This is a genomic window from Chromobacterium piscinae (assembly GCF_021129175.1).
GTDB classification, from domain to species: domain Bacteria; phylum Pseudomonadota; class Gammaproteobacteria; order Burkholderiales; family Chromobacteriaceae; genus Chromobacterium; species Chromobacterium piscinae.
This window is the reverse complement of sequence record NZ_JAJOHV010000003.1, coordinates 113728-133950: the sequence shown is the minus strand read 5'-3', so window position 1 is coordinate 133950 and position 20223 is coordinate 113728. Positions and strand designations below refer to the sequence as shown.

Below are 20223 nucleotides of genomic sequence, written 5' to 3'. Positions count from 1 at the left end.
GCAGCAGCTGATATAATCGGCCGGTTAAACCCGTTTAATTACTCAATACACGAAGGATTGCGCGCAATGAACCTCGCAAGCATCGGCCCGGGCAAAGACATGCCGGGCGACTTCAACGTCGTCATCGAAATCTCCGCCAACGCCGCTCCGATCAAGTACGAATTCGACAAGGAATGGAACACGCTGGTGGTTGACCGCTTCATGGGCACCTCCATGATGTATCCGGCCAACTACGGCTTCGTGCCGCAAACTCTGGCCGGCGACGGCGATCCGGTCGACGTGCTGGTGGTGACCCCGTTCCCGCTGCCGCCGGGCGTGGTGGTGCGCTGTCGCGCGCTGGGCCTGATCAAGATGGAAGACGACGGCGGCGTGGATGCCAAGCTGGTCGCCGTTCCGGTCGAAAAGCTGTGCCCGATGTACAAATCCATCCAGAAGCTGGAAGACCTCCCGGAACTGCTGCGCGCGCAGATGGTGCACTTCTTCGAGCACTACAAGGATCTGGAAAAGGGCAAGTGGGTCAAGATCCAGGGCTGGGGCACGCTGGAAGACGCCAAGACCGAACTGGTCGAAGGCATCGAGCGCTTCGGCAAGTAAGCCGTTCCCCGCGAAACAAACCGGCCTCATGGCCGGTTTTTTTATCGCCCGGCGCATGCTGCATTGCACAACACTCATCTTCCACGGGATAATGGTTTGCCGTGGCCGGCGTTATCTGCCACGCTTCCCATGCAACCTCGCTTCATGGTGGTCCGTGGTATCCGAATGATGGTCGTTTCCTACCGCATCGGGGGACAAGCCCCCCACCTTCCCTGGTTCTTGCGCCGCCTCGCCGCGCAAGGACTGGCGGCTGCGCCGGAAGGCGGCCAGCCCGGCCGGCTGCCCGCCGACTGGGCGGGCCTGGAATTCGCCGACTGTTGGCTGGATCTGGGCCGCGATGGCGACCAGGCACTGGCGGAGCGCGCCGCCCGCTGCCGCGACGCCGGACTTTCCTTCGTGGAGCTGGCCGGCGGCTGGGCGCCGGCAGGCGCCGAATTCGGTTTCATCCTGCTGGTGGGCGACCCGCCGCCCCCCGGCACCGCAGCCCGCCTGGCGCTCGACGCGCTGGCGCCCCAACCCGGCTGCTGGCTGTCCAGCGGCCCCGTGCACAGCGCGCGCTTCTGCCAACGCGCCTTCGACGGCCTGATGCATGCCGGACTGGCCCCCATGCCCGAACCCGACAGCCAGCCGCGCGCGCTGGAGTGGGAAGCGATACTGCAGAAACAGTGGATGCTTGCCGGCAAGCTGCGCCAATTGGCGGAAGCCTATCTGACCGAGCGCGTCGGCCTGCTACCGCCCTACTCCGCCCCTCTTCCCGAAACCGCAGCCCATTACGCGGCCAACCTGGCCAGAACCATCATGCTGGCGCTGCCGGATAGCCGCGACTGGGCCGCGCTGCAAAACGAACTGGCCGCCCATCTGCAAAGCCGGGACGACGCCCGGAAATGAAAAACCCGCCGCGGCATGCCGTCGGCGGGAGTGACTTGACCAGAGCGCGGGATCAGGCGGCGCTAGTGGTGGTCTTCTTGCTGCGGGAAACGGCGGCGCTGGCGGCCTTCGCGGAGTTGGTGGCGGCTTCCACGCCGGCTTCGGCGATTTCGGCGCCCACTTTCTTTGCGGTCTTGGACACGCTTTCAAACGCGGCGGTGGAGGTGTTCAACAGCGTCTTCAACGCGGCGACGGCGACGTCGGAACCGGCCGGCGCGTTCTTGGACAGGCGGTCCAGGCCGGATTGCAGCGCCTTGCTGTTCTCGGCGATTTGCTCTTCGACGAAGCTGCTCAGCTCGTTCTGGGTGGTCAGCGCGGCGTCGTAGACGTTGCGGGCGGCCGAGAAGGCCTGGTCCAGCGCCGGCTGCGCCAGGCTGGTCTGCAATTCACCCAGCGTCTTGGCGTCCTTCACTTCGCTCAGCGCCTTGAAGGTTTCGGCATTGTCGTTCAGCAGTTTGCGGGACAGGTCCAGCTGCAGGCTGGCGAAACGCTCGGCGCCTGCCAGGACGATGGAAGACAGACGAACGGCCTTGTCGAACTGCGACTGGCCGAGGGCGGAGAGTTCCTGGGTAGTGGTAAACATGTGATCGGCTCCTAGTATGTCGGATAGACAACGACTCGGTACGGCAGCGACAACACCGCTGTTCCGCGAATGCTGCATTGCAACAATTCCACTTTAACGCCGGACAACTCGCCCAGTCAAGAATTTGACGCAACGCACAATGCACTAAATGGCTATTTCGCCACGGTTTTATCACGCGATTATTCCATAATCATTACAAGGCCACACCTGTCCGCCGAGGCAAGATCCCGGCTGGAAATTTTCGCGCCGCAACAGCCATGGTCGCATCCCTGCCCCGACGCCGGCCCGCCGGTGTCTGACCTCCGCCACGACGCGGCCCGCCCGCGGATCGCCGCCATTGAAAGGCCGCGCCCAAGCCAGTACACTCGCGCCATAGAAGAAATCTATCTACCAAAATTAAAGCTAGCCCAATGAGCCCTGTGGCCAACGCCTTCGATATTAAATCCGCCAGCCTGGACTTGCTGGCGCTCTTGCTGCGCACCGACAACCTGGACGAACTGAGCCAGGCGCTGGACGCGCGTTTCGGCGACACCAGCGACGCCCCCGCCGAGGCCTTCGTCCTCGACGTGGAAGCGCTGCCCAATCCGGCCGAGCTGGACTTGGGCCGCCTGCTGCCCCTGCTCAGCCGCCGCGGCATCCGCGCGGTGGCGCTGCGCCATCCGGACAACGCGCTGGCCGCCATGGCCAGCCGCTTCGGCCTCGCCTTCGCCAACAGCGCCGCCCAGCCCCGCTCGGTGCAAGCCGCCGCGGAACCGGCGGCCAAGCCGGCCGTCGAAACAGTTGCGTCGCCCGCCGCCGCGACCATGATCGTCGACCGTCCGGTCCGCGCCGGCCAGCAGATCTACGCCAAGGGCGGAGATCTGGTGGTGCTGGCGATGGTCAGCGCCGGCGCCGAAGTCATCGCGGACGGCAACATCCACGTTTATGCGCCCTTGCGCGGCCGCGCCCTGGCAGGCGCGCGCGGCAATCACGCCGCACGCATCTTCGCCCGCAGCATGGAGGCCGAGCTGGTGTCCATCGCCGGCGTGTACCGCACGATCGAACAGGCCTTGCCGGACAGCATTCTGGGCAAGCCGACCCAAATCTATCTTGAGAACGAGCGGCTGGTGATGACCGCGCTCGGCGAGTAACACTTTCAAAGGAAAGCCCCGTGGCAAAAATCATCGTTGTGACATCCGGCAAGGGTGGCGTAGGCAAAACCACCACCAGCGCGAGCTTCGCCTCCGGCCTGGCACTGCGCGGCCACAAGACTGCCGTGATCGACTTCGACGTCGGCCTGCGCAACCTGGACCTGATCATGGGTTGCGAACGCCGCGTGGTGTACGACCTGATCAACGTGGTCAACGGCGAGTCCAGCCTGAACCAGACCCTGATCAAGGACAAGCACTGCGACAACCTCTACATCCTCCCGGCCTCGCAAACCCGCGACAAGGACGCGCTGACGCTGGAGGGCGTGGAAAAAGTGCTGAAGGAGCTGGAGGAAGCCGGCTTCGACTACATCGTCTGCGACTCCCCCGCCGGCATCGAGAAGGGCGCGCTGATGTCGCTCTACTTCGCCGACGAAGCGCTGATCGTCACCAACCCGGAAGTGTCGTCGGTGCGCGACTCCGACCGCATCCTGGGCATCCTGTCGTCCAAGTCCAAACGCGCCGAGGAAGGCCGCGAGCCGGTCAAGGAGCACTTGCTGATCACCCGCTACTCCCCGGGCCGCGTAGACAAGGGCGAAATGCTGTCTGTAGATGACGTGAAGGAAATCCTGCGCGTGCCGCTGATCGGCGTCATCCCGGAATCGCAAAGCGTGCTGCAGGCCTCCAACTCCGGCACCCCCGCCATCCACCTGAAGGGCAGCGACGTCGCCGACGCCTATGGCGACGTGATCTCGCGCTTCCTCGGCGAAGAGCGCCCGATGCGCTTCCTGGAAGCACCCAAGGTGAGCATCCTCAAGCGCCTGTTCGGAGGTTAAGTATGTCATTGATCGATATGATTTTCGGCAAGCGCCAAAAATCCGCCGCCATCGCCCGCGAACGCCTTCAGATCATCCTCGCGCATGAGCGCAACGGCCGCCACGCGCCCGACTACCTGCCCGCGCTGCAGCGCGAGCTGATGGAAGTGATCTCCAAGTACGTGGCCGTCAACCTGGAAGACATCAAGGTGCAGGTCGAGCGCCAGGACGACTACGAAGTCCTGGAGGTCAACATCGTGCTGCCGGAACACCAACGCTAAGCCATGACGCTGACCGAACTGCGCTATATCGTGGCGGTGGCGCGCGAGCGCCACTTCGGCCGCGCGGCCCAGAGCTGCTTCGTCAGCCAGCCGACGCTGTCGATCGCCATCAAGAAGCTGGAAGACGAGCTGGGCATCACCCTGTTTGAACGCGGCGGCCAGGAAGTGGCGGTCACCGAAATAGGCGAACGCATCATCGAGCAGTCCCAGCGCGTGCTGGAAGAAGCCGAGGCGGTCAAGCGCCTGGCCGGCGAGCACCAGAACGAGCTGGCCGGGCCGCTGAAGCTGGGCGTGATCTTCACGATCAGCCCCTATCTGCTGCCCAAGCTGATTCCGGCGCTGCGCATATTGGCGCCCGACATGCCGCTGATCCTGGAGGAGAACTACACCTCCCGGCTGGCGGAAATGCTCAAGCGCGGCGAGGTCGACGCCATCATCGTCGCCGATCCTTTCGAGGAAACCGGCATCGAAGCCTGGCCGCTGTACGACGAGCCCTTCGTCGTCGCCACGCCCAAGGGCCATCCCTGGGAAAAGCAGCAGGTCATCGACCCCTGTCAGCTGGCCGAGGAAAGCGTGTTGCTGCTGACCCAGGGCAATTGCTTCCGCGACCAAGTGCTGCAAACCTGCAGCGAGCTGTCCAGCCGGCAGAACCATGGCAACAATCTGGCCAGCGCGCTGCAAGGCAGCTCGCTGAACACCATACGCCACATGGTGGCCAGCGGCATGGGCGTCACCGTGATGCCGGCCACATCGGTCGGCGCCGGCGACGAGTCACTGCTGTCCATCGTCCCCTTCGACGCGCCCGCCCCGCAACGCCGGGTGCTGCTAGTGACCCGCAAGCAGTTCTTCCGCAAGAAGGCGATAGAAACGCTGCGGCAGGCGGTGTTCCGCTCCGGCCTGCCCGACGTCGTCATGCTGGAAGGCGAGCCCAAGCTGGCATAAGGCCGACATGGTCCAACAACCCGCCCGGTCCGCCGAGGCGGGTTTTTCATATCCTAAAGGAGAGTCGCCGCGCCGAATCTGAATAGCGTCGAACTGAAAGCCTTCATACCCAGCCGCGACTTCGCTCTGCCCCAGGCCTTCTATCAGGACATCGGCTTCGAGAGGAAATTCGTCGGCAACGGCATCGCCTACTTCGCCCATGGCGACTGCAGCTTCCTGCTGCAGGACTACTGCCATCCGGAATTCGCCGCCAACTGCATGATGCATCTGCTAGTCGAAGATGCCGCCGCCTGGCATGCGGAACTGAAACGCCTCGGCATCGCCGAGACATACCGGATCGAAATGGGAGAGCTGAAGCAGCAGCCGTGGCGCATGCTGGACTTCACGCTGACCGATCCATCCGGCGTGCTGTGGCGGATCGCGCAAAACTTGTAACATTCCGTCGGCATGGCCTGGTTTGTTTCGACCAGAAACAATGCTAAGGTCATGAGCTCAACGCCAACCAAAGCGAGAAGAGCGCCATGAACGCCAATCCCCTGCTGCAAGACTGGACCACTCCGCACCAGTTGCCCCCGTTCGAGCAGATCCGCCCCGAGCACTTCGAACCGGCCTTCGACGCGCTGTTCGCCGAGCACCTGTCCCAGATCGACTCGCTGGCATCGCTGGCCGAGCCGGCAAGCTTCGCCAACACCGCCGCGGCCTTCGACCGCAGCGGCCTGAAGCTGGAGCGCGCCCATCTGCTGCTGGACAACCAGACTTCGTCAGAAACCTCGCCCGAGCTGCAGGAAGTGGAGCGCCGCATGGCGCCCAAGCTGGCCGACCACCACAGCCGCATCTACATGCACGAGGGCTTCTTCGCCCGGCTGGACCAGGTTCACGCCCAGCGCGACAGCCTGGGCCTCAGCGAGGAGCAAGGCCGTCTGCTGGACCTGATCCACCGCAATTTCGTCCGCGCCGGCGCCAAGCTGCAGGGCAATGATCGCCGCCGTTACGCCGAAATCGTGTCCCGCCTGGCCGAGCTGACCACCGCCTTCAGCCAGAACGTGCTGGCCGACGAAAGCGAGTACGCGCTGCAATTGGGCGAGGCGGATCTCGCCGGGCTGCCGCCCTTCCTGCTGGACGCCGCCCGCGCCGCGGCCGAGGCCCGCAAGCTGCCAGGCTGGGCGATCACGCTGTCGCGCTCGTCCATCGTGCCCTTCCTCACCTTCTCCGCCCGCCGCGAGCTGCGCGAAACCGCCTGGCGCGCCTGGACCGGCCGCGGCGAGCACGCCGAGCGCGACAACCGCCCGCTGGCCAAGCAGATCCTGGCCTTGCGCGTCGAGCAGGCCAAACTGCTGGGCTATGCCAACTTCGCCGACTACGCGATCGCCAACCGCATGGCCGGCACGCCGGCCGCGGTGCACGCGCTGATGGACCAGGTATGGGAGCCGGCCAAGGCCCGCTTCGAATCGGAAAAAGCGATGCTGCGCGAAGAGGCCGCCAAGCTTGGCGAGCTGGCCGACATCCAGCCCTGGGACTGGTTCCACCTGGCGGAGAAGGTGCGCATCGCCCGCTACGCGCTGGACGACGCCGAGATCAAACCCTATTTCGGCCTGGACAATATGATCGCCGCGATGTTCGACGTCGCCGGCCGCCTGTTCGGCCTGGGCTTCAGCGAACGCCACGACCTCAAGCTCTACCACCCGGACGTGCGCGCCTGGGACGTCAGCCGCGGCGGCAAGGTGATCGGCCTGTTCCTCGGCGACAACTACGCGCGCCAGAGCAAGCGCGGCGGCGCGTGGATGAGCGTCTACCGCTATCAGGCCCGCAACGGCGGCGAGGCGCTGCCCATCGTCGTCAACAACAATAACTTCGCCAAAGCCGGCCACGGCCAGACGCTGCTGAGCTTCGACGACGTGCGCACGCTGTTCCACGAATTCGGCCACGGTCTGCACGGCATGCTGTCCGACGTCGAATACCGCTTGCTGGCCAGCCCCAACTGTCCGTGGGACTACGTCGAGCTGCCGTCGCAGCTGATGGAAAACTGGGCGCTGGTGCCGGAAGTGCTGGAAAAGCACGCCCGCCACGCGGAAACCGGCGCGGCCATTCCGGTCGAGCTGGTCGCCAAGATCAAGGCGGTCCGCCACTTCAACCAGGGCTTCGAGACGGTGCGCTATGCGGCGTCCACGCTGATCGACCTGGCGCTGCACCAACGGGACGACGCCGAAGGCATCGACATCGCCGCCTTCGAGGCCGCCGAGCGCGAGCGGCTGGGCATCCCGCCGGCTGCCGGCATGAACCACCGCCCGCCGCACTTCGGCCATATCTTCTCCGACGACGCCTACGCCGCCGGCTACTACGTCTACATGTGGGCGGAAGTGCTGGAAGCCGAAGCCTTCGCCGCGTTCGAGGAGGCCGGCGATCCGTTCAACCCGAAACTGGCGGACAAGCTCTACCGCCACATCTACAGCGCCGGCGACGCCCGCGAGCAGCGCGCGGCTTTCCGCGCCTTCCGCGGCCGCGATCCGCAAGCGGAGGCGATGCTGAAGAACCGCGGGCTATTGTAAGCCCACAGGCCGCCGGCCCCGCCCGGCGGCCTCAGCCAAACAGCCTCGCCGCGCCGACGGCAAACCAGCGCCTGACCCCAAAACATCCCAGGCGCCGCGAGCGCGTCCAGCCGACAAAAACAACAGAGAAACCATCATGAGCAACCCGCTGCTGCAAGACTGGCGCACGCCGCACCAACTGCCGCCGTTCGATCTCATCCGCGCCGAGCATTTCGCGCCGGCGCTGGAACTGCTGATGACGGAGCACCGCCAGGCGGTGGAGGATATCGCCAATCAGGCCGAGCCAGCCGATTTCGCCAACACGCTGGAAGCGCTGGAAACGGCTGCCGTGCCGCTGAATCGGGTTTCGCTTGTTTTCCATAACCTGTGCGTGTCTCACTCGTCGCCCGAGTTGAGAGCGGCCGAGCGCGAATTAGCGCCCAAACTGGCAGCTCATCACAGCGCCATCTATCTGAATGAGAAACTGTTCGCCCGCCTGGACGCCGTTGCCAAGCAGGCCGTGGAGCTGGAGCTGGACGCTGAGGCTCGCCGCCTGCTGCAACGCCTGCATCTCGACTTCACGATGGCCGGCGCCTGCCTGCGAGACAAAGCTCGAAGCGAATTCGCTGATTGCGCCGCCGAGCTGGCTCGACTATCCACCGAATTCGGCCAAAACATCCTGACCGACGAAGCCGAGTACGCGCTGCAGCTGCGCGATGAAGCCGAGCTGGCCGGCCTGCCGGCGGCGCTGCGCGAAACGATGGCGGAAGCCGCGCGCCAGCGCGGCCTGGAAGGCTATGCCGCAACGCTGGCCCACTCTTCCGCCGCCGCCTTCCTCACTCACTCCAGCCGCTCCGATCTTCGCGCCGCCATTTGGCACGCCAAAACCGGGCGCGGCTCGCAGCCTGCGCGGGATAACCGCCCAATTCTCCGCCGCATCCTGACGCTGCGACAGCGACAAGCCCGCCTGCTCGGCTACGCCAACTACGCCGATTACGCGCTGAGCGACCGCATGGCCGGCTCGGCGCAAGCGGTGTACCGGCTGCTGGAGCCGACCTGGGAAGCCGCGCTCGGCCAGTTCGCGCGGGAAAAGGCGCTGCTGCAGGAAACCGCCAGACGCGAAGGCCTGCCTGAAGACATCGCGCCTTGGGACTGGCGCTATCTGGCGGAGAAGGTCCGGCTGCAGCGCTACGCGCTGGACGATGCGGAAGTGAAGCCATATTTCAGCCTGGAAAACATGCTGGCCGCCATGTTCGATGTAGCGGGCCGCTTGTTTGGCCTCAGCTTCGAAGAACGACATGACCTGCCTCGCTACCACGCCGATGTCCGCAGCTGGGAAGTAAGCCGCCACGGCCAGTTGATCGGCATTTTCCTCAGCGACAATTTCGCCCGCCCCGGCAAGAAAAGCGGCGCCTGGAACAGCATTTACCGCGCCCAGGGCCTGCATGGCGGCACATCGCTACCCATCGTCGTCAACAAAACCAATTTCGCCAAGGGCGAGCCGACACTGCTGAGCTTCGACGACGTGCGCACGCTGTTCCATGAATTCGGCCATGGCCTGCACTGCCTGCTGTCCAACGTGCGCTATCAACGCCTGGCCGGCACGAGGGTGCCGCGCGACTACGTGGAGTTGCCGTCGCAGCTGATGGAGAACTGGGCGCTGGTGCCGGAGATATTGGACAGACACGCCCGCCACGCGGAAACCGGCGCGGCCATCCCGCCGGCGCTGGTGGCTAAAATATTGGCCGCGCAAAACTTCCAACAGGGCTACGCCACCGTTCGCTACACGATATCAGCCTTGCTGGACCTGGCGCTGCACCAGGAAGCCGACGGCGTCGACGATCCCTCCGCCTTCGAAGCCGAGCTGTGCCAGCATTACGGCCTGCCGGCTGAGGCTGAACTCGCCCATTCGCTTCCCCACTTCAACCATCTGTTCAACGGCGGCTACGCGGCCGGCTACTACGTCTACTTATGGGCGGAAGTGCTGGAAGCCGAAGCCTTCGCCCGCTTCGAGGAAAGCGGCGACCTGTTCGACGCCGGGCTCGCCGACGCGCTGCGCCGCCACATCTACAGCGCCGGCAACGCCCGCGACCCGCGGCAGACCTTCCAGGCTTTCTGCGGACGGGAACCATCGGCGCAGGCCATGTTGAAAAAAAGAGGACTGGCAAGCTAGAGCGCGCTGGCGGACTGGCGCCTGGCACGTCGCGCCAGTCCAGCGTCCCCCCATTGAAGCAGCCTCACCGGAGGGCGCGACGCCAGGATTAGCGCTAACAAACCCGGCCCCGCAGCCGCGCCGCAACACTCATCTCCCTCCCCACGGCGTGGAAATGAAAATGTCATTGATCTATTCAGTCGCTGCCGGGATACTGACGCATCCGTGATCAACCCATGCATTGGAGACGCGCATGCGCCGCTTCGCCGCAGCCTGCCTCGCCTTTTCCGCATTGTCCTGCAGCCAAGCCCAGGCCTTCGACCTGGGCTCGGTGCTCAACTCAGTCAACCAGGCCGTCGACACGGTCAAAAGCGTCGGCGGCGCCATCGGCTCCAACCAGACCGGCGACCAATCCACCACGCCCAGACTGCGGCTGAGCCAGCCGTCGCCGGTCGTCTCGCCGCTGCCGGCCAAGCTGGATGAATACCGCCACAGCTACAAGGAGCTGGACGAGCAAACAGTATTCCTGAGCCGCCCCAACCTGAACAACGACGGCTCGATCCGCGTCGTCAAGTCGGAGCTGCTGCGGGGCCAGGTCTACAAGGATCTGTACGAACACCCGGACACCCAGAGCACGATGCAGGTGTGGGCCGCCTACCAGAGCCAGTTGCGCCAGAACGGCTACGCGTTGGATTTCGTCTGCGACAAGCCCTGCGCCAACGACCCCAGCCTCTGGCAGACCGCCCAGAATTCATCCTTCATCGTCTATCACAAGACCGACCGCTACCTGGTCGCGCACAAGGACGACACCTGGGTATCGGTCGCGGTCGGGGAAATCAGCTCCCACCCGCTTTCCAGCGTCAACGTGGTGATTCGCCAGCGCTGAACCTTCTTATTCATGCCGGCGGCCGCCGGCGCCCATCAACCTGAACAGGACACGACATGAGCCAGTCTGTTGCAAACAAGGAGGCGGAAACCGGTCTGGACACCCGGGCAGCGATCGAGATTTTCTACTACGCGTACAAGGCGTTGACCGCCAAACCGGACGAAATGCTGGCCCGGCGAGGCCTGGCCCGCGTCCACCACCGCATCCTGTTCTTCGTGGCGCGCTATCCCAAGCTGTCGGTCAAGGATCTGCTGTCCTTCCTCGGCGTCACCAAGCAGGCGATCAACATCCCGCTGCGCCAGCTGATGGAAATGGAGCTGGTTCTCAGCCAGCCGGCTCCGCACGACAAGCGCGTCAAGCAACTGACGCTGAGCGAGGAAGGCCTCAGGCTGGAGGAAGCCCTCCACCGCGAGCAGCAGCGGGTGCTGCAGAATGCCTTCGACGATTGCGGCGACAAGGCCACCCGCGACTGGTTCATGATCAACGGCAAGCTGTCCGAGCACATGCAGCCCTGATCCCGCCCGCCGCCCAAACAGAAACGGCCCGGAATATTCCGGGCCGCTATTTTTCCATCCGCGTTCCGCCTCAGTCCAGGCGGACGTAGCAGACCTCCAGCACTTCGATATCCTCGTCGCCGTCCGGACCGCGGAACAGCACGCTGTCGCCCTCGCGCGACTTCAACAAGGCCCGCGCGATCGGCGAGATCCAGCTGATGCGGCCGCGCGCCAGATCGATCTCGTCGACGCCGACGATGGACAGGCGCTGCTCGTTGCCGTCGCCGCGTTGGATCAGCACGGTGGCGGAGAAGAACACCTGATCGGTGGCTTCGCGCGCTTCCGGGTCCACCACCTCGGCGATCTCCAGCCGCTTGGTCAGGAAGCGTATGCGGCGATCTATCTCGCGCAGCCGACGCTTGCCGTACAAGTAATCGCCGTTTTCCGAGCGGTCGCCGTTGCTCGCCGCCCAGTTCACCACCTGCACCATCTCCGGACGCTCGCGATTCACCAGGTGGTACAGCTCGTCCTTCAGCCGCTGCCAGCCGACCGGAGTGATGTAGTTCTTGGTCGAGGCCGGCAGGCGGCGCTCGGCCGGCAGGTCGTCGTCCTGCTGCTCGTCTTCTTTGGTAAACGCCTTGCTCATGTCGTTCATCCTGATACGGGTTGCGCCATTATGCCCCAGCCTGTCCCGCCTCCTCCAGCAGAGCCAGGCAATGCGGACGCAGCGACTTGGGCCGCAGCTTGACCCGCTCCAAGGCCTCGGCGTCCAGCCAGACCAATTCGTAAAGATTGTCCGGCGACAGCTTGGCCAGCTCCGGGCCGCCCAGCCTCAGCATGCCGCGATGCTCGCGGGCGACGAACACGTGCTCGGTCCGGCTCTCGCTCTCCAGCACGCACAGCGGGCCGGGCACCAGCCAGACGTTCAAGCCGGTTTCCTCGCGCGTCTCGCGCACGCAGGCGATCGCCGCCGTCTCGCTCCGCTTGATATTGCCGCCGGGCAGCGAGTAATAGTCCTTGCCCGGCTTGACCCTGTGCATCAACAGCAGCCTGCCGTCCTCGATGATGACGATGGACGCGCGCTGTTTTCTCTCCGGCGCCGGCAGGGGCAGGCCGGCTTGGCATTGACCGAATTCTTCCAACAAACCTCCCGAAAAACAAAACGGGCAACCGCCTCTCGGCGGTCGCCCATATCTTCGACGCGGATTCCGCTCTCGCGGAAACCCGGCTTACTCGCTGCGCGCGGCCTTGGGCTTGCGAGGCGAACCGCGGCGCTGGCCGCCGGTCTTCTTGCCGCCGGTGACAGTCAGGTTGGACCATTTCATCACCGCGGCGACCTCGGCGGCGTTCAGCTCATAGAACTGGCCGCGCTTCAGGCGAGGAGGCAAACCGATATTGCCGAAACGCACGCGCATCAGCCGGCTGACGGTCAGGCCGAAATGCTCGAACATGCGGCGCACTTCGCGGTTGCGGCCTTCCTTGATCACCACGTTGAACCACTGGTTGGCGGACTCTTCCTGGCCGCCGGTCTGGAAAATGCGGTCGAAACGGGCTTCGCCGTCTTCCAGTTCCACGCCCTTGGTCATTTCCTTCATGATTTCCGGAGTCAGATCGCCCAGCACGCGCACCGAGTACTCGCGCTCCACTTCGAAGCTGGGGTGCATCATGCGGTTGGCCAGCTCGCCGCTAGTGGTGATCAGCAGCAGGCCGGCGGTATTGACGTCCAGACGGCCGATGGCCACCCAGCGGCTGGACTTGGCTTGCGGCAGACGGTCGAACACGGTGACGCGGCCTTCCGGATCATCGCGGGTGACGATCTCGCCCTCTTCCTTGTGGTACATGATCACGCGCGGCAGGCGGTCCGGCCACTTCAGCTTGATCTGGTCGCCCTTGACCAGCACCTTGTCCTGCGGGCCCACCTTGTCGCCCAGGCTAGCCTTCTTGCCGTTTACGGTGACCAGGCCGGCCTCGATCCACTCTTCCATCTCGCGGCGGGAGCCGACGCCGGACGAGGACAGGGCCTTCTGCAAGCGCACCGGCTCGATCTCGTTCAGATCGACGCGCACTTCCTTCAGCTTCTGCGCCTTGTTCTTGATGTCCTGGCTGGGGCTGCGCAGACGCAGTTTCTTGGCCTTCTGCACCTGCAGCTTGGGCTTGGCGTCGCCGCGCGGCTTGGCTTCCGTCGCCGGAGCCTGGCCGGACTGGGCCTGGGCGGCCGCGGGCTTTCGGCCCCTCGCGGCGTTTCCATTGGCGGCCGGGCGCGCGGCGTTCTTGTTGCCGAAACGCTGCTCGTGGTCCAGCGCCACATTGCCGTTGACGTCGCCATTGCTGTCGCGTTGATACTGCGGCTTGCGGTTGCCTGCGGCCAGCGCCTGCTGTTCCTGCTCGCGGCGGCTCAGCTTGAACAGCGGCACGCCGTTCTGCGTCGGCGCGATGGGGTTGCCGTAAGCGTCGCGCGCCTGGCGCTGTTGACCGCCGCGGCGGCCTTGCTGGCCTTGTTGCGCTTGCTGCTGCGGGAAGCGCGGCTGGGCGCCGGCGGCGGTGTTCTTGCCCTGGCCCTGGCGCGACTGGCTCTGGCTGCGGCCGGCATTCTGGCGCGGCTGCGAGGTTTCATGACCTTTGGCACGCGCGACCGGTTGGCGCGCGTGGTTACGTTGTCCTTTTGTAGACATGTGCTTGCTCTTTCCATGCGAGCAACTGGCGGAAGCGTTATTCCGCGACTGGCTCTAAATTGTCCGCCTCATCGTCGAGGGGGAGATCGTCTGCGCCCGCGTCGGGGCCGTCGTCCTGCGTTTGGCTGTCCGGCACCACCAGGCTGCCCAATTCCGCCAGCGGCGGCAGGTCGTTCAGCGAGACGAAGCTCAGATCATCCAGAAATTTGCGTGTGGTGGCGTACAGGCCGGGGCGGCCCGGTACGTCCTTATGGCCGATGACTTCGATCCAGCCCCGCTCCAGCAGGGTCTGCATCACATTGGTGGACACCGATACTCCACGTATCGCTTCGATGTCGCCGCGGGTCACAGGTTGTTTGTAGGCGATGATCGCCAGGGTTTCCATCACCGCCCGCGAGTAGCGAGGCGGCTTTTCCGGGTTGAGCCGGTTCAAATAAGGCGTGAATTCGGCCCGGGCGCGGAAGCGCCAGCCGGAAGCCAGCTTGACCAGCTCTATGCCCCTGCCGCGCCAGTCGCCCTGGATATCTTCCAGGATGTCGTTGATCAACGCGGCCTTGACGTCCTCGGTGAACAGCCGTTTCAACTGGGAAACCGACAAGGGTTCCTGCGCTGTCAGCAAAGCCGTCTCCAGCACAATCTTCAAATACTTTAAATCGGTAATGGTGGACATTAAACCGGGGTGCCGGGGAGTTCTGGGGTTTAAGCGCGGGAAGCCGAGGATTCTACACGACTTCCGCCGCGCGCGAAACTATTGCATCAGTCCCAACGACGCCAGGCTGTAACGCCTCAGCACCCGGCCGTCCGGCTGCGGCATGTCTTCCAGCCGCTGGCCGCCGCAGGCCTCTATCGTGCGCACCGACGCCTGATTGTCGGCGTCGCACACCAGCACCCAGTTGCCGCAGGCTGGCGGCGGCGCCATCGCCTGCACGTACTGCAGCAGCACCCGGCCATAGCCGTTGCCCCGCCACTGCGGCAGGACTTCGAAACCGATGTGCCCGATCACGTCCTGGATCACTGCGGTCTCGCCCTCCCGCAGCCTCGCCGCCCCGGCGATCTCGCCATCGTCGCTCAACAGAAACCAGGTCTGGCAAGGCACCCAGCCATCTGGCAGCGCCTCGCCGTCGGCATGCTGCACCACCTTGTGCAGCCAGCCATCGGCGTCGCAGGGAAGGCCGCGATAGTATTCGAAGTCCTCATCGCGACAAGCCTGAAAATAGCGGCGATAGACGGACAGATGCTGCTCGCTGGCTGCTTCGATTTTCATTGACGCCTCCCAGGGTCGATACTCACATCGTAAACAGCTGAGCGGCAAGGTCAAGCCTTTCGCGCATGTCCCCGCCGGCTATGCGACAATCGCCCCCTGACCGCAACGAGCAATACCATGAGCGACACCCCGCAAGCGATACTGCTAATGGGCCCCACCGCCTCCGGCAAGACCGGGTTGGCACTGGAGCTGGCCCGTCGTTTTCCCGTCGAAATCGTCAGCGTCGATTCGGCGCTGGTCTACCGCGGCATGGACATCGGCACCGCCAAGCCCTCCGCCGAGGAAATGGCCGCCTGCCCCCACCATCTGATAGACATCATCAGCCCGCTGCAAAGCTATTCCGCCGCGCAGTTCCACGCCGACGCCAACCGGCTGATCTCGGAGATACAGGCCCGCGGCCGGCTGCCGTTGCTGGTGGGCGGCACCATGCTCTATTACAAGGCGCTGCTGGAAGGCCTGTCCGACCTGCCGCAAGCCGACGCCGCGCTGCGCGCCGAACTGGACGCCGACGCCGCGCTGTTGGGCTGGCCGGCGATGCACGCCCGCCTGGCCGAGCTGGACCCGGCCACCGCGGCGCGGCTCAATCCCAACGATTCGCAACGCATCCACCGCGCGCTGGAAGTCTGCCTGCTCAGCGGCAGGCCGATGTCGGAGCTGATCGCCCAGGGCAAGGAAGCCGCCGCCGGCTTCCGCTTTCTGCCGCTGGCGCTGGTGCCGCGCGAGCGCGGCTGGCTGCACGCGCGCGTCGCCGAACGCTTCCGCATCATGCTGGAGCAAGGCTTTCTGGACGAGGTCAGCCGGCTGCGCGCGCAATATCCGGAGCTGACGCTGAATCTGCCCTCGATGCGCTGCGTCGGCTACCGCCAGGCCTGGGAACATCAGGACGGTCTCTACGGCCTGGACGAATTCGTCGAGCGCGGCGTCGCCGCCACCCGCCAACTGGCCAAGCGCCAGCTGACCTGGACCCGCAGCCTGGACGTGATCCCAGTGGACGCGCAACGAGACGGTCTGGCCGCGCTGCTCGGCGACGCGGTGGACGATTTCCTGGCCGGCCGCCCCCCGGCCGCATCGCTGCGCTACGATGGCGGTTTCTGAACGGCAAACGGCGGGCTCGGCCCGCCGTTCTCGCATCCGCATTCCCGTTCAGGGGCTGACGCTCATCCTCAGCGTGTGGGTCCAATCGTGATCGCTGGCCGACACCACGCTGTTGTACGAGGCGTAGGTCATCCCCTCGCCCGGCCACGGGTTCATCATGTACAGGTAATTGCCGCTGCCGGTCTGATAGCCGCGGCCGACGATGAAGTGGCCGCCGCCATTGGTCCAGCCGTAACGGATCACGAAGGGGCGGTTGGCCTGGATGTCCTGCAGCACGTGGGTCCAGGACAGGTAGTCGTACACCGCGGTGTTGGGCACGCCCCAGTTCTTCAGGATGCCCTGCAGGCTGCCGTTGCTGCCGAACATGTCGTTGGGCTGGTTGGCATAGCTGTTCCAGTTGAAATTGCTATTGCCGCAGGCGTAATTGATGCCGAAGGCCCAGTTGACGATCGCGCACTGGGTGGGCGTCTTGTTGTACAGGCCCAGCACCGCCTTGCTGGAGCCGGCCCAGCACCATTGGCTGTGCTCCTGCGTGGTCAGCGGCACATTCAGCACCTTGCTGTCCGCCAGCGCGACCGCCGCCGACGCCGACAGGGCCGAGGCCAGGATCATCGCGTTCAAGCGCTTGTTCATGTTCACGCCCTCCTCAACGGAAACTAGCCAGGCCGGCGCGCACCGCGGCGCGCAGCGGTTCGATCAGGTCCGCGCCGTCCAGCAGCGCCGGCTGCTGCTTCAGCGACAGCCTCTCCCGCGCCGACATCAGCGCGGCGAATCGCGGCTTGCCGTCCGTCTGCGCCACCTCCAGAAAATCGGACTGAGCCTGGTAGACGCGCAAGAAACGGGTCTGGCCGCCGTGGCCGGCTTGCGCGGCCTCGACATTGCGGGCCAGCTCGGCCGCGCCAAAGGAGATGGCTTGCCAGCGGCCATCCATCTTCTCCACGGTCACCAGCCCCACCGGCCTCGCCCCGGACAACACGACGAAGCGCCAGCTGCCGGTGGGTGCCATCAAGCCGCTCAGGTCGGCATCGGCGGCCAGCAGGCGCTGCGGATTCACGCTGTACACCGGAAATCCCCGGCCCAGCCGCAGCGAGGCCAGTTCCCGCCCATCCGCCACCGAAAGCGGAAAGCCATCCGGCAGGCGGACGCCGTACTCGGCCAGGTTCTGCTTGACGAAGCCGGCCAGGCCCTGGCGGGCGGCGTCGGCGATGCCCCGCTCCTGGACCGCGCCTGGGGCGGGAAGCGGTTGCGCATATGCGGAGCCCGCGGCGATGGCGGCCAGGCCGAGCGCGGCCGCCAGAATGATTGCGGATTTCGACTGCATGGCTGGACTCTCCTTGCTGGGAATGCGGTTTCGGTTCACTGCGCCGTCAATACCAAACGCATACCAATAGTCTTAGCGGTCGAAAATCTGCGATTCAAATTTGCCGACAAGGTCCAATTCATTGAATTTTCAATAAAAAATCAAAGAATTACATTTACTTATATGATGTTTTTAAAGTAAAAAATCAGACAAAAACTGTTCGGAAGATCAGGAGTCGTCTTGTTCTTCATGCAAACGTCCGCCTATCGTGAAACATCTTCCCAGGAGACGCTCCATGCGCATCGCCATTCCGCCGCTCCTGTCGGCCTTGCTGGCCGCGGCATCGATCCAGGCCGCCCCCGCTCCGGACCACCAGCGCGTGCCGCCCGACGAGGCGTTCCAGGCCTGCAACGGCAAGCAAGCCGGCGACGCCGTGTCGTTCACCACGCCCCGCGGCGAAAAAATGACCGGCAAGTGCAAGATGATGCCGGCCCGGATGGCCGCGGTGCCCGACCATCCTCCTCCGCCGCCGAACGGCAAGCCGCCTCCGCCGCAATGAGCCGCGCGGATGGCGTCCTTCCAGATGCCGGAATAAAAACGGCGCGGCCCGTCCGGACCGCGCCGCGGCTACGCGCTCACTTGGTCAAAGCGCGCTCCCACAGCTGGTTCAGCTTGGGATCGGTGAACGGCTTGATGCTCTCGTAGATGTGGCTGACGCCCACCGTGGCCTTGACATTGGTGTTGGTGGCCTTGCCGACGTTGTGGCAGGAAAAGCAGTTGTACAGCTTGTTGCCCAGGGTGACGTAGGTTTCCATCGTCGAATTGGCCAGCGCGTTGCCGCCGACATGATTGGGCTGGTTGTTGCCGCCTACCGGCTGGAATGGGTTGTAGGGATCGTTGCCGCCATTGGTCCAGGTGGCGCCGATCAACAAATAGTTGCGCCGGATGTCGCCCTGCTTCAGCAGGCTGCGCACGCTGCTGTTGATCGAAATCACCTCGCTGTTGGCCTGCGCCGCGCTTTGCGCCGGCTGTATCGGCAAGGCCGCGGACACGCCCCAGGGGAAGGTGCGCAAGGTATCGCTGGGCGAGATGGTTTGCCCGGTGCTGGCCTTGATCGTCAGCGGGCTGGCATCCGGATCGACGTACATGTGCTGGACGTTGAACGGCCCGGTCGCGCCATTGGCCGAAAACAGCATGCCGCGCGGCACTTCCTGCTGCACCGCCACCGTCGCGCCCCTGGCGTTGACATAGGAATAAGCGCCGTTGGGCGAGTTGTTGTCGTGCTCATAGGTGGCCCAGATCATTTCCGGATGCCCGGCCGCGCTGCCGACCACATGCAAGCCCACCAGCGCCAGCAATGCCTGGCGGCTGCCGGTTTGCACCCATTTCTGCGGATCGCGGGTATCGAACACCGGAATCTCGCCCACGGTGGTGATGTAGTGGTTGGTGTCCAAGCCGCCGGCGTCCACCCAGGAAGCCTTCAGCTCCAGCGCCAGCGCATCGGCGTCCGGCACCTGATGATGGTGCTGCTTGGCCCAGGCCAGCACCTTGTCGAGCTCGGCCTGGGTGGTTGGAAAACGCAGCCTGGGGTTCTTGGTGCCGCTGGCTGAGGCGAAAAAAGCGTACACGTCGTTGACCAGGATAGTGTAGTAGACCATCTTGCCGCCCTGCGCCATCAAGGCCGCGCCGTCCGCCTGCTTCGGCCCGCTGCCGTCAGCCTGGTTGACCGCGCTGTCATTGTCTACTGTATCGGTCTTGTCGAAGCGCGGCTTGTTCACCCTGATGTTGAACACCGAGGCCGGCTTGCCGCCGCAGGTGTTCACCCCCAGTTCGCGGTTGACCAGGCAGCGCGCCTTGCCATCGTCGCTATCCAGCACGCTGTAGAACGCCACCGAGTCCATCACCGTGCCGTTGCCGCCGTACATGCGCATCGGCGAGGACGTCAGCCACAGAAACATCCGCTGCGACCATTGGTAGAAATTGCAATTGATGGTCTTGTTGCTGGCCGGCGGATTGACGGTGTCGTGGTTGAACTTGACGCTGTTGGCCGGCGTGACCGCGCCGTTGGGCGTCACCCGGTCGAGCAGGAACCAGCTCTGGAACATGCCCGGCGTCACCGTACAGGTCGGCGCCGCGTCGACGGGAAGCGCGTTTTGCGCCTGGCTGGCGCCGCTGGCCAGCAACGCGACAAGCGGAATCGATGCGACGGCAATCGGTTTGAGGATGAACATTGTGCTTATCTCCCTGGAAGTCTTCCCGGCCGGAAAATCAAACAGCCGGATATGAAAAAGGCGCCCATTCATGCCTACGGCCTGAATGAAGCGCCTGTATCCGTTCTAGCGAAGACAAAATGACGTTTCAATTGCAAAATAACTAATTGAAATTACTTAGGAATGTTTCCATAACCCAATCAAATCCAGCTGGGCGCGCCGCTGCGGCAAAGAGAAAATGGAAGACGACTGTCAACCGCCCGGGATCAACAGGTGCGCTGACCAAATGAAAAAGCCCGGAACCTGCGATGCAGGCTCCGGGCTTTCGAATCCAACGGGAACGGCGTCGCCGCCGT

Annotated in this window: 22 protein-coding genes; 13 read left to right on the top strand and 9 right to left on the bottom strand. The window is 64.5% G+C overall.

Annotated features, from left to right (window positions below; all coding sequences use genetic code 11):
• The first annotated feature begins 66 nt into the window (after positions 1–66).
• Together ppa and LQR33_RS01130 are read left to right on the top strand one after the other, a co-directional pair.
• Positions 67–594 (top strand): inorganic diphosphatase, encoded by a 528-nt coding sequence (gene ppa / locus LQR33_RS01135; RefSeq protein WP_021478635.1) that lies wholly within the window; start codon positions 67–69, stop codon positions 592–594.
• 165 nt (positions 595–759) lie between these two features.
• Entirely contained in the window at positions 760–1482 is a 723-nt protein-coding gene (locus LQR33_RS01130; protein WP_221663531.1) for a hypothetical protein, read from the top strand.
• A gap of 52 nt (positions 1483–1534) precedes the next feature.
• Here the strand turns inward: LQR33_RS01130 and LQR33_RS01125 are convergent, their stop codons facing one another.
• Positions 1535–2104, bottom strand: coding sequence for a phasin family protein (locus LQR33_RS01125; RefSeq protein ID WP_021478633.1), 570 nt, complete (start codon positions 2102–2104; stop codon positions 1535–1537).
• A 410-nt stretch (positions 2105–2514) separates the two neighbouring features.
• Between LQR33_RS01125 and minC the strand changes: the two genes are divergently transcribed.
• The 9 genes from minC to LQR33_RS01080 all read left to right on the top strand — a co-directional run bounded on the left by minC (position 2515) and on the right by LQR33_RS01080 (position 11347).
• Complete coding sequence (gene minC / locus LQR33_RS01120; RefSeq protein WP_231467063.1) at positions 2515–3234, top strand: septum site-determining protein MinC; 720 nt, start codon at positions 2515–2517, stop codon at positions 3232–3234.
• 20 nt (positions 3235–3254) lie between these two features.
• A complete protein-coding gene (gene minD, locus LQR33_RS01115; protein ID WP_021478631.1) occupies positions 3255–4067 on the top strand; it encodes a septum site-determining protein MinD in 813 nt (270 codons plus the stop codon).
• A gap of 2 nt (positions 4068–4069) precedes the next feature.
• Positions 4070–4327 carry a cell division topological specificity factor MinE gene (gene minE / locus LQR33_RS01110; protein ID WP_114059820.1) on the top strand — a complete coding sequence of 86 codons (258 nt, stop codon included), beginning with the start codon at positions 4070–4072 and terminating at the stop codon, positions 4325–4327.
• A 3-nt stretch (positions 4328–4330) separates the two neighbouring features.
• Positions 4331–5269 (top strand): LysR substrate-binding domain-containing protein, encoded by a 939-nt coding sequence (locus LQR33_RS01105; protein WP_021478630.1) that lies wholly within the window; start codon positions 4331–4333, stop codon positions 5267–5269.
• Between the two features lie 258 nt (positions 5270–5527).
• Entirely contained in the window at positions 5528–5704 is a 177-nt protein-coding gene (locus LQR33_RS01100) for a VOC family protein (protein ID WP_231467061.1), read from the top strand.
• 86 nt (positions 5705–5790) lie between these two features.
• On the top strand, positions 5791–7815 hold the full coding sequence (locus LQR33_RS01095) for a M3 family metallopeptidase (protein WP_231467059.1): 2025 nt from the start codon (positions 5791–5793) through the stop codon (positions 7813–7815).
• Between the two features lie 136 nt (positions 7816–7951).
• On the top strand, positions 7952–9967 hold the full coding sequence (locus tag LQR33_RS01090) for a M3 family metallopeptidase (protein WP_231467057.1): 2016 nt from the start codon (positions 7952–7954) through the stop codon (positions 9965–9967).
• 232 nt (positions 9968–10199) lie between these two features.
• Positions 10200–10832 (top strand): hypothetical protein, encoded by a 633-nt coding sequence (locus tag LQR33_RS01085; protein ID WP_166437980.1) that lies wholly within the window; start codon positions 10200–10202, stop codon positions 10830–10832.
• 56 nt (positions 10833–10888) lie between these two features.
• On the top strand, positions 10889–11347 hold the full coding sequence (locus LQR33_RS01080) for a MarR family winged helix-turn-helix transcriptional regulator (RefSeq protein ID WP_021478625.1): 459 nt from the start codon (positions 10889–10891) through the stop codon (positions 11345–11347).
• A 70-nt stretch (positions 11348–11417) separates the two neighbouring features.
• Here LQR33_RS01080 and greB read toward each other — a convergent pair whose 3' ends face one another.
• The 5 genes from greB to LQR33_RS01055 all read right to left on the bottom strand — a co-directional run bounded on the left by greB (position 11418) and on the right by LQR33_RS01055 (position 15262).
• Positions 11418–11972: a transcription elongation factor GreB gene (gene greB / locus LQR33_RS01075; protein ID WP_166437979.1), complete on the bottom strand. Its 555-nt coding sequence runs from the start codon at positions 11970–11972 to the stop codon at positions 11418–11420.
• Positions 11973–12000: 28 nt separating this feature from the next.
• A complete protein-coding gene (locus LQR33_RS01070) occupies positions 12001–12468 on the bottom strand; it encodes an NUDIX domain-containing protein (protein ID WP_166437978.1) in 468 nt (155 codons plus the stop codon).
• A gap of 87 nt (positions 12469–12555) precedes the next feature.
• Positions 12556–13632, bottom strand: a complete 1077-nt coding sequence (locus LQR33_RS01065) for a pseudouridine synthase (protein WP_231467086.1) — start codon at positions 13630–13632, stop codon at positions 12556–12558.
• A 403-nt stretch (positions 13633–14035) separates the two neighbouring features.
• Positions 14036–14668 (bottom strand): SMC-Scp complex subunit ScpB, encoded by a 633-nt coding sequence (gene scpB, locus LQR33_RS01060; protein WP_021478621.1) that lies wholly within the window; start codon positions 14666–14668, stop codon positions 14036–14038.
• A 78-nt stretch (positions 14669–14746) separates the two neighbouring features.
• Complete coding sequence (locus LQR33_RS01055; protein ID WP_021478620.1) at positions 14747–15262, bottom strand: GNAT family N-acetyltransferase; 516 nt, start codon at positions 15260–15262, stop codon at positions 14747–14749.
• A 117-nt stretch (positions 15263–15379) separates the two neighbouring features.
• Here LQR33_RS01055 and miaA point away from each other — a divergent pair, with 117 nt between their 5' ends.
• Positions 15380–16357: a tRNA (adenosine(37)-N6)-dimethylallyltransferase MiaA gene (gene miaA / locus LQR33_RS01050; protein ID WP_221669011.1), complete on the top strand. Its 978-nt coding sequence runs from the start codon at positions 15380–15382 to the stop codon at positions 16355–16357.
• Positions 16358–16405: 48 nt separating this feature from the next.
• Here miaA and LQR33_RS01045 read toward each other — a convergent pair whose 3' ends face one another.
• Positions 16406–16990: a C39 family peptidase gene (locus LQR33_RS01045; protein ID WP_166437975.1), complete on the bottom strand. Its 585-nt coding sequence runs from the start codon at positions 16988–16990 to the stop codon at positions 16406–16408.
• Positions 16991–17003: 13 nt separating this feature from the next.
• A complete protein-coding gene (locus tag LQR33_RS01040) occupies positions 17004–17678 on the bottom strand; it encodes a hypothetical protein (RefSeq protein WP_221669010.1) in 675 nt (224 codons plus the stop codon).
• Positions 17679–17952: 274 nt separating this feature from the next.
• Here LQR33_RS01040 and LQR33_RS01035 point away from each other — a divergent pair, with 274 nt between their 5' ends.
• Positions 17953–18216, top strand: a complete 264-nt coding sequence (locus tag LQR33_RS01035; RefSeq protein ID WP_021478616.1) for a hypothetical protein — start codon at positions 17953–17955, stop codon at positions 18214–18216.
• A 76-nt stretch (positions 18217–18292) separates the two neighbouring features.
• On the opposite strand, the gene LQR33_RS01030 is transcribed toward LQR33_RS01035, so the two are convergent.
• Positions 18293–19888, bottom strand: a complete 1596-nt coding sequence (locus LQR33_RS01030; protein WP_231467054.1) for a hypothetical protein — start codon at positions 19886–19888, stop codon at positions 18293–18295.
• Positions 19889–20223: the final 335 nt, after the last annotated feature.

Coding starts and splice junctions, on each gene's coding strand:
- LQR33_RS01040 (WP_221669010.1), bottom strand. CDS start 17,678: ATGCAGTCGAAATCCGCAATCATTCTGGCGGCCGCGCTCGGCCTGGCC.
- scpB (WP_021478621.1), bottom strand. CDS start 14,668: ATGTCCACCATTACCGATTTAAAGTATTTGAAGATTGTGCTGGAGACG.
- LQR33_RS01090 (WP_231467057.1), top strand. CDS start 7,952: ATGAGCAACCCGCTGCTGCAAGACTGGCGCACGCCGCACCAACTGCCG.
- greB (WP_166437979.1), bottom strand. CDS start 11,972: ATGAGCAAGGCGTTTACCAAAGAAGACGAGCAGCAGGACGACGACCTG.
- LQR33_RS01045 (WP_166437975.1), bottom strand. CDS start 16,990: ATGAACAAGCGCTTGAACGCGATGATCCTGGCCTCGGCCCTGTCGGCG.
- minC (WP_231467063.1), top strand. CDS start 2,515: ATGAGCCCTGTGGCCAACGCCTTCGATATTAAATCCGCCAGCCTGGAC.
- ppa (WP_021478635.1), top strand. CDS start 67: ATGAACCTCGCAAGCATCGGCCCGGGCAAAGACATGCCGGGCGACTTC.
- minE (WP_114059820.1), top strand. CDS start 4,070: ATGTCATTGATCGATATGATTTTCGGCAAGCGCCAAAAATCCGCCGCC.
- LQR33_RS01035 (WP_021478616.1), top strand. CDS start 17,953: ATGCGCATCGCCATTCCGCCGCTCCTGTCGGCCTTGCTGGCCGCGGCA.
- LQR33_RS01055 (WP_021478620.1), bottom strand. CDS start 15,262: ATGAAAATCGAAGCAGCCAGCGAGCAGCATCTGTCCGTCTATCGCCGC.
- LQR33_RS01030 (WP_231467054.1), bottom strand. CDS start 19,888: ATGTTCATCCTCAAACCGATTGCCGTCGCATCGATTCCGCTTGTCGCG.
- LQR33_RS01085 (WP_166437980.1), top strand. CDS start 10,200: ATGCGCCGCTTCGCCGCAGCCTGCCTCGCCTTTTCCGCATTGTCCTGC.
- LQR33_RS01095 (WP_231467059.1), top strand. CDS start 5,791: ATGAACGCCAATCCCCTGCTGCAAGACTGGACCACTCCGCACCAGTTG.
- LQR33_RS01130 (WP_221663531.1), top strand. CDS start 760: ATGATGGTCGTTTCCTACCGCATCGGGGGACAAGCCCCCCACCTTCCC.
- LQR33_RS01105 (WP_021478630.1), top strand. CDS start 4,331: ATGACGCTGACCGAACTGCGCTATATCGTGGCGGTGGCGCGCGAGCGC.
- miaA (WP_221669011.1), top strand. CDS start 15,380: ATGAGCGACACCCCGCAAGCGATACTGCTAATGGGCCCCACCGCCTCC.
- LQR33_RS01100 (WP_231467061.1), top strand. CDS start 5,528: ATGATGCATCTGCTAGTCGAAGATGCCGCCGCCTGGCATGCGGAACTG.
- LQR33_RS01080 (WP_021478625.1), top strand. CDS start 10,889: ATGAGCCAGTCTGTTGCAAACAAGGAGGCGGAAACCGGTCTGGACACC.
- LQR33_RS01125 (WP_021478633.1), bottom strand. CDS start 2,104: ATGTTTACCACTACCCAGGAACTCTCCGCCCTCGGCCAGTCGCAGTTC.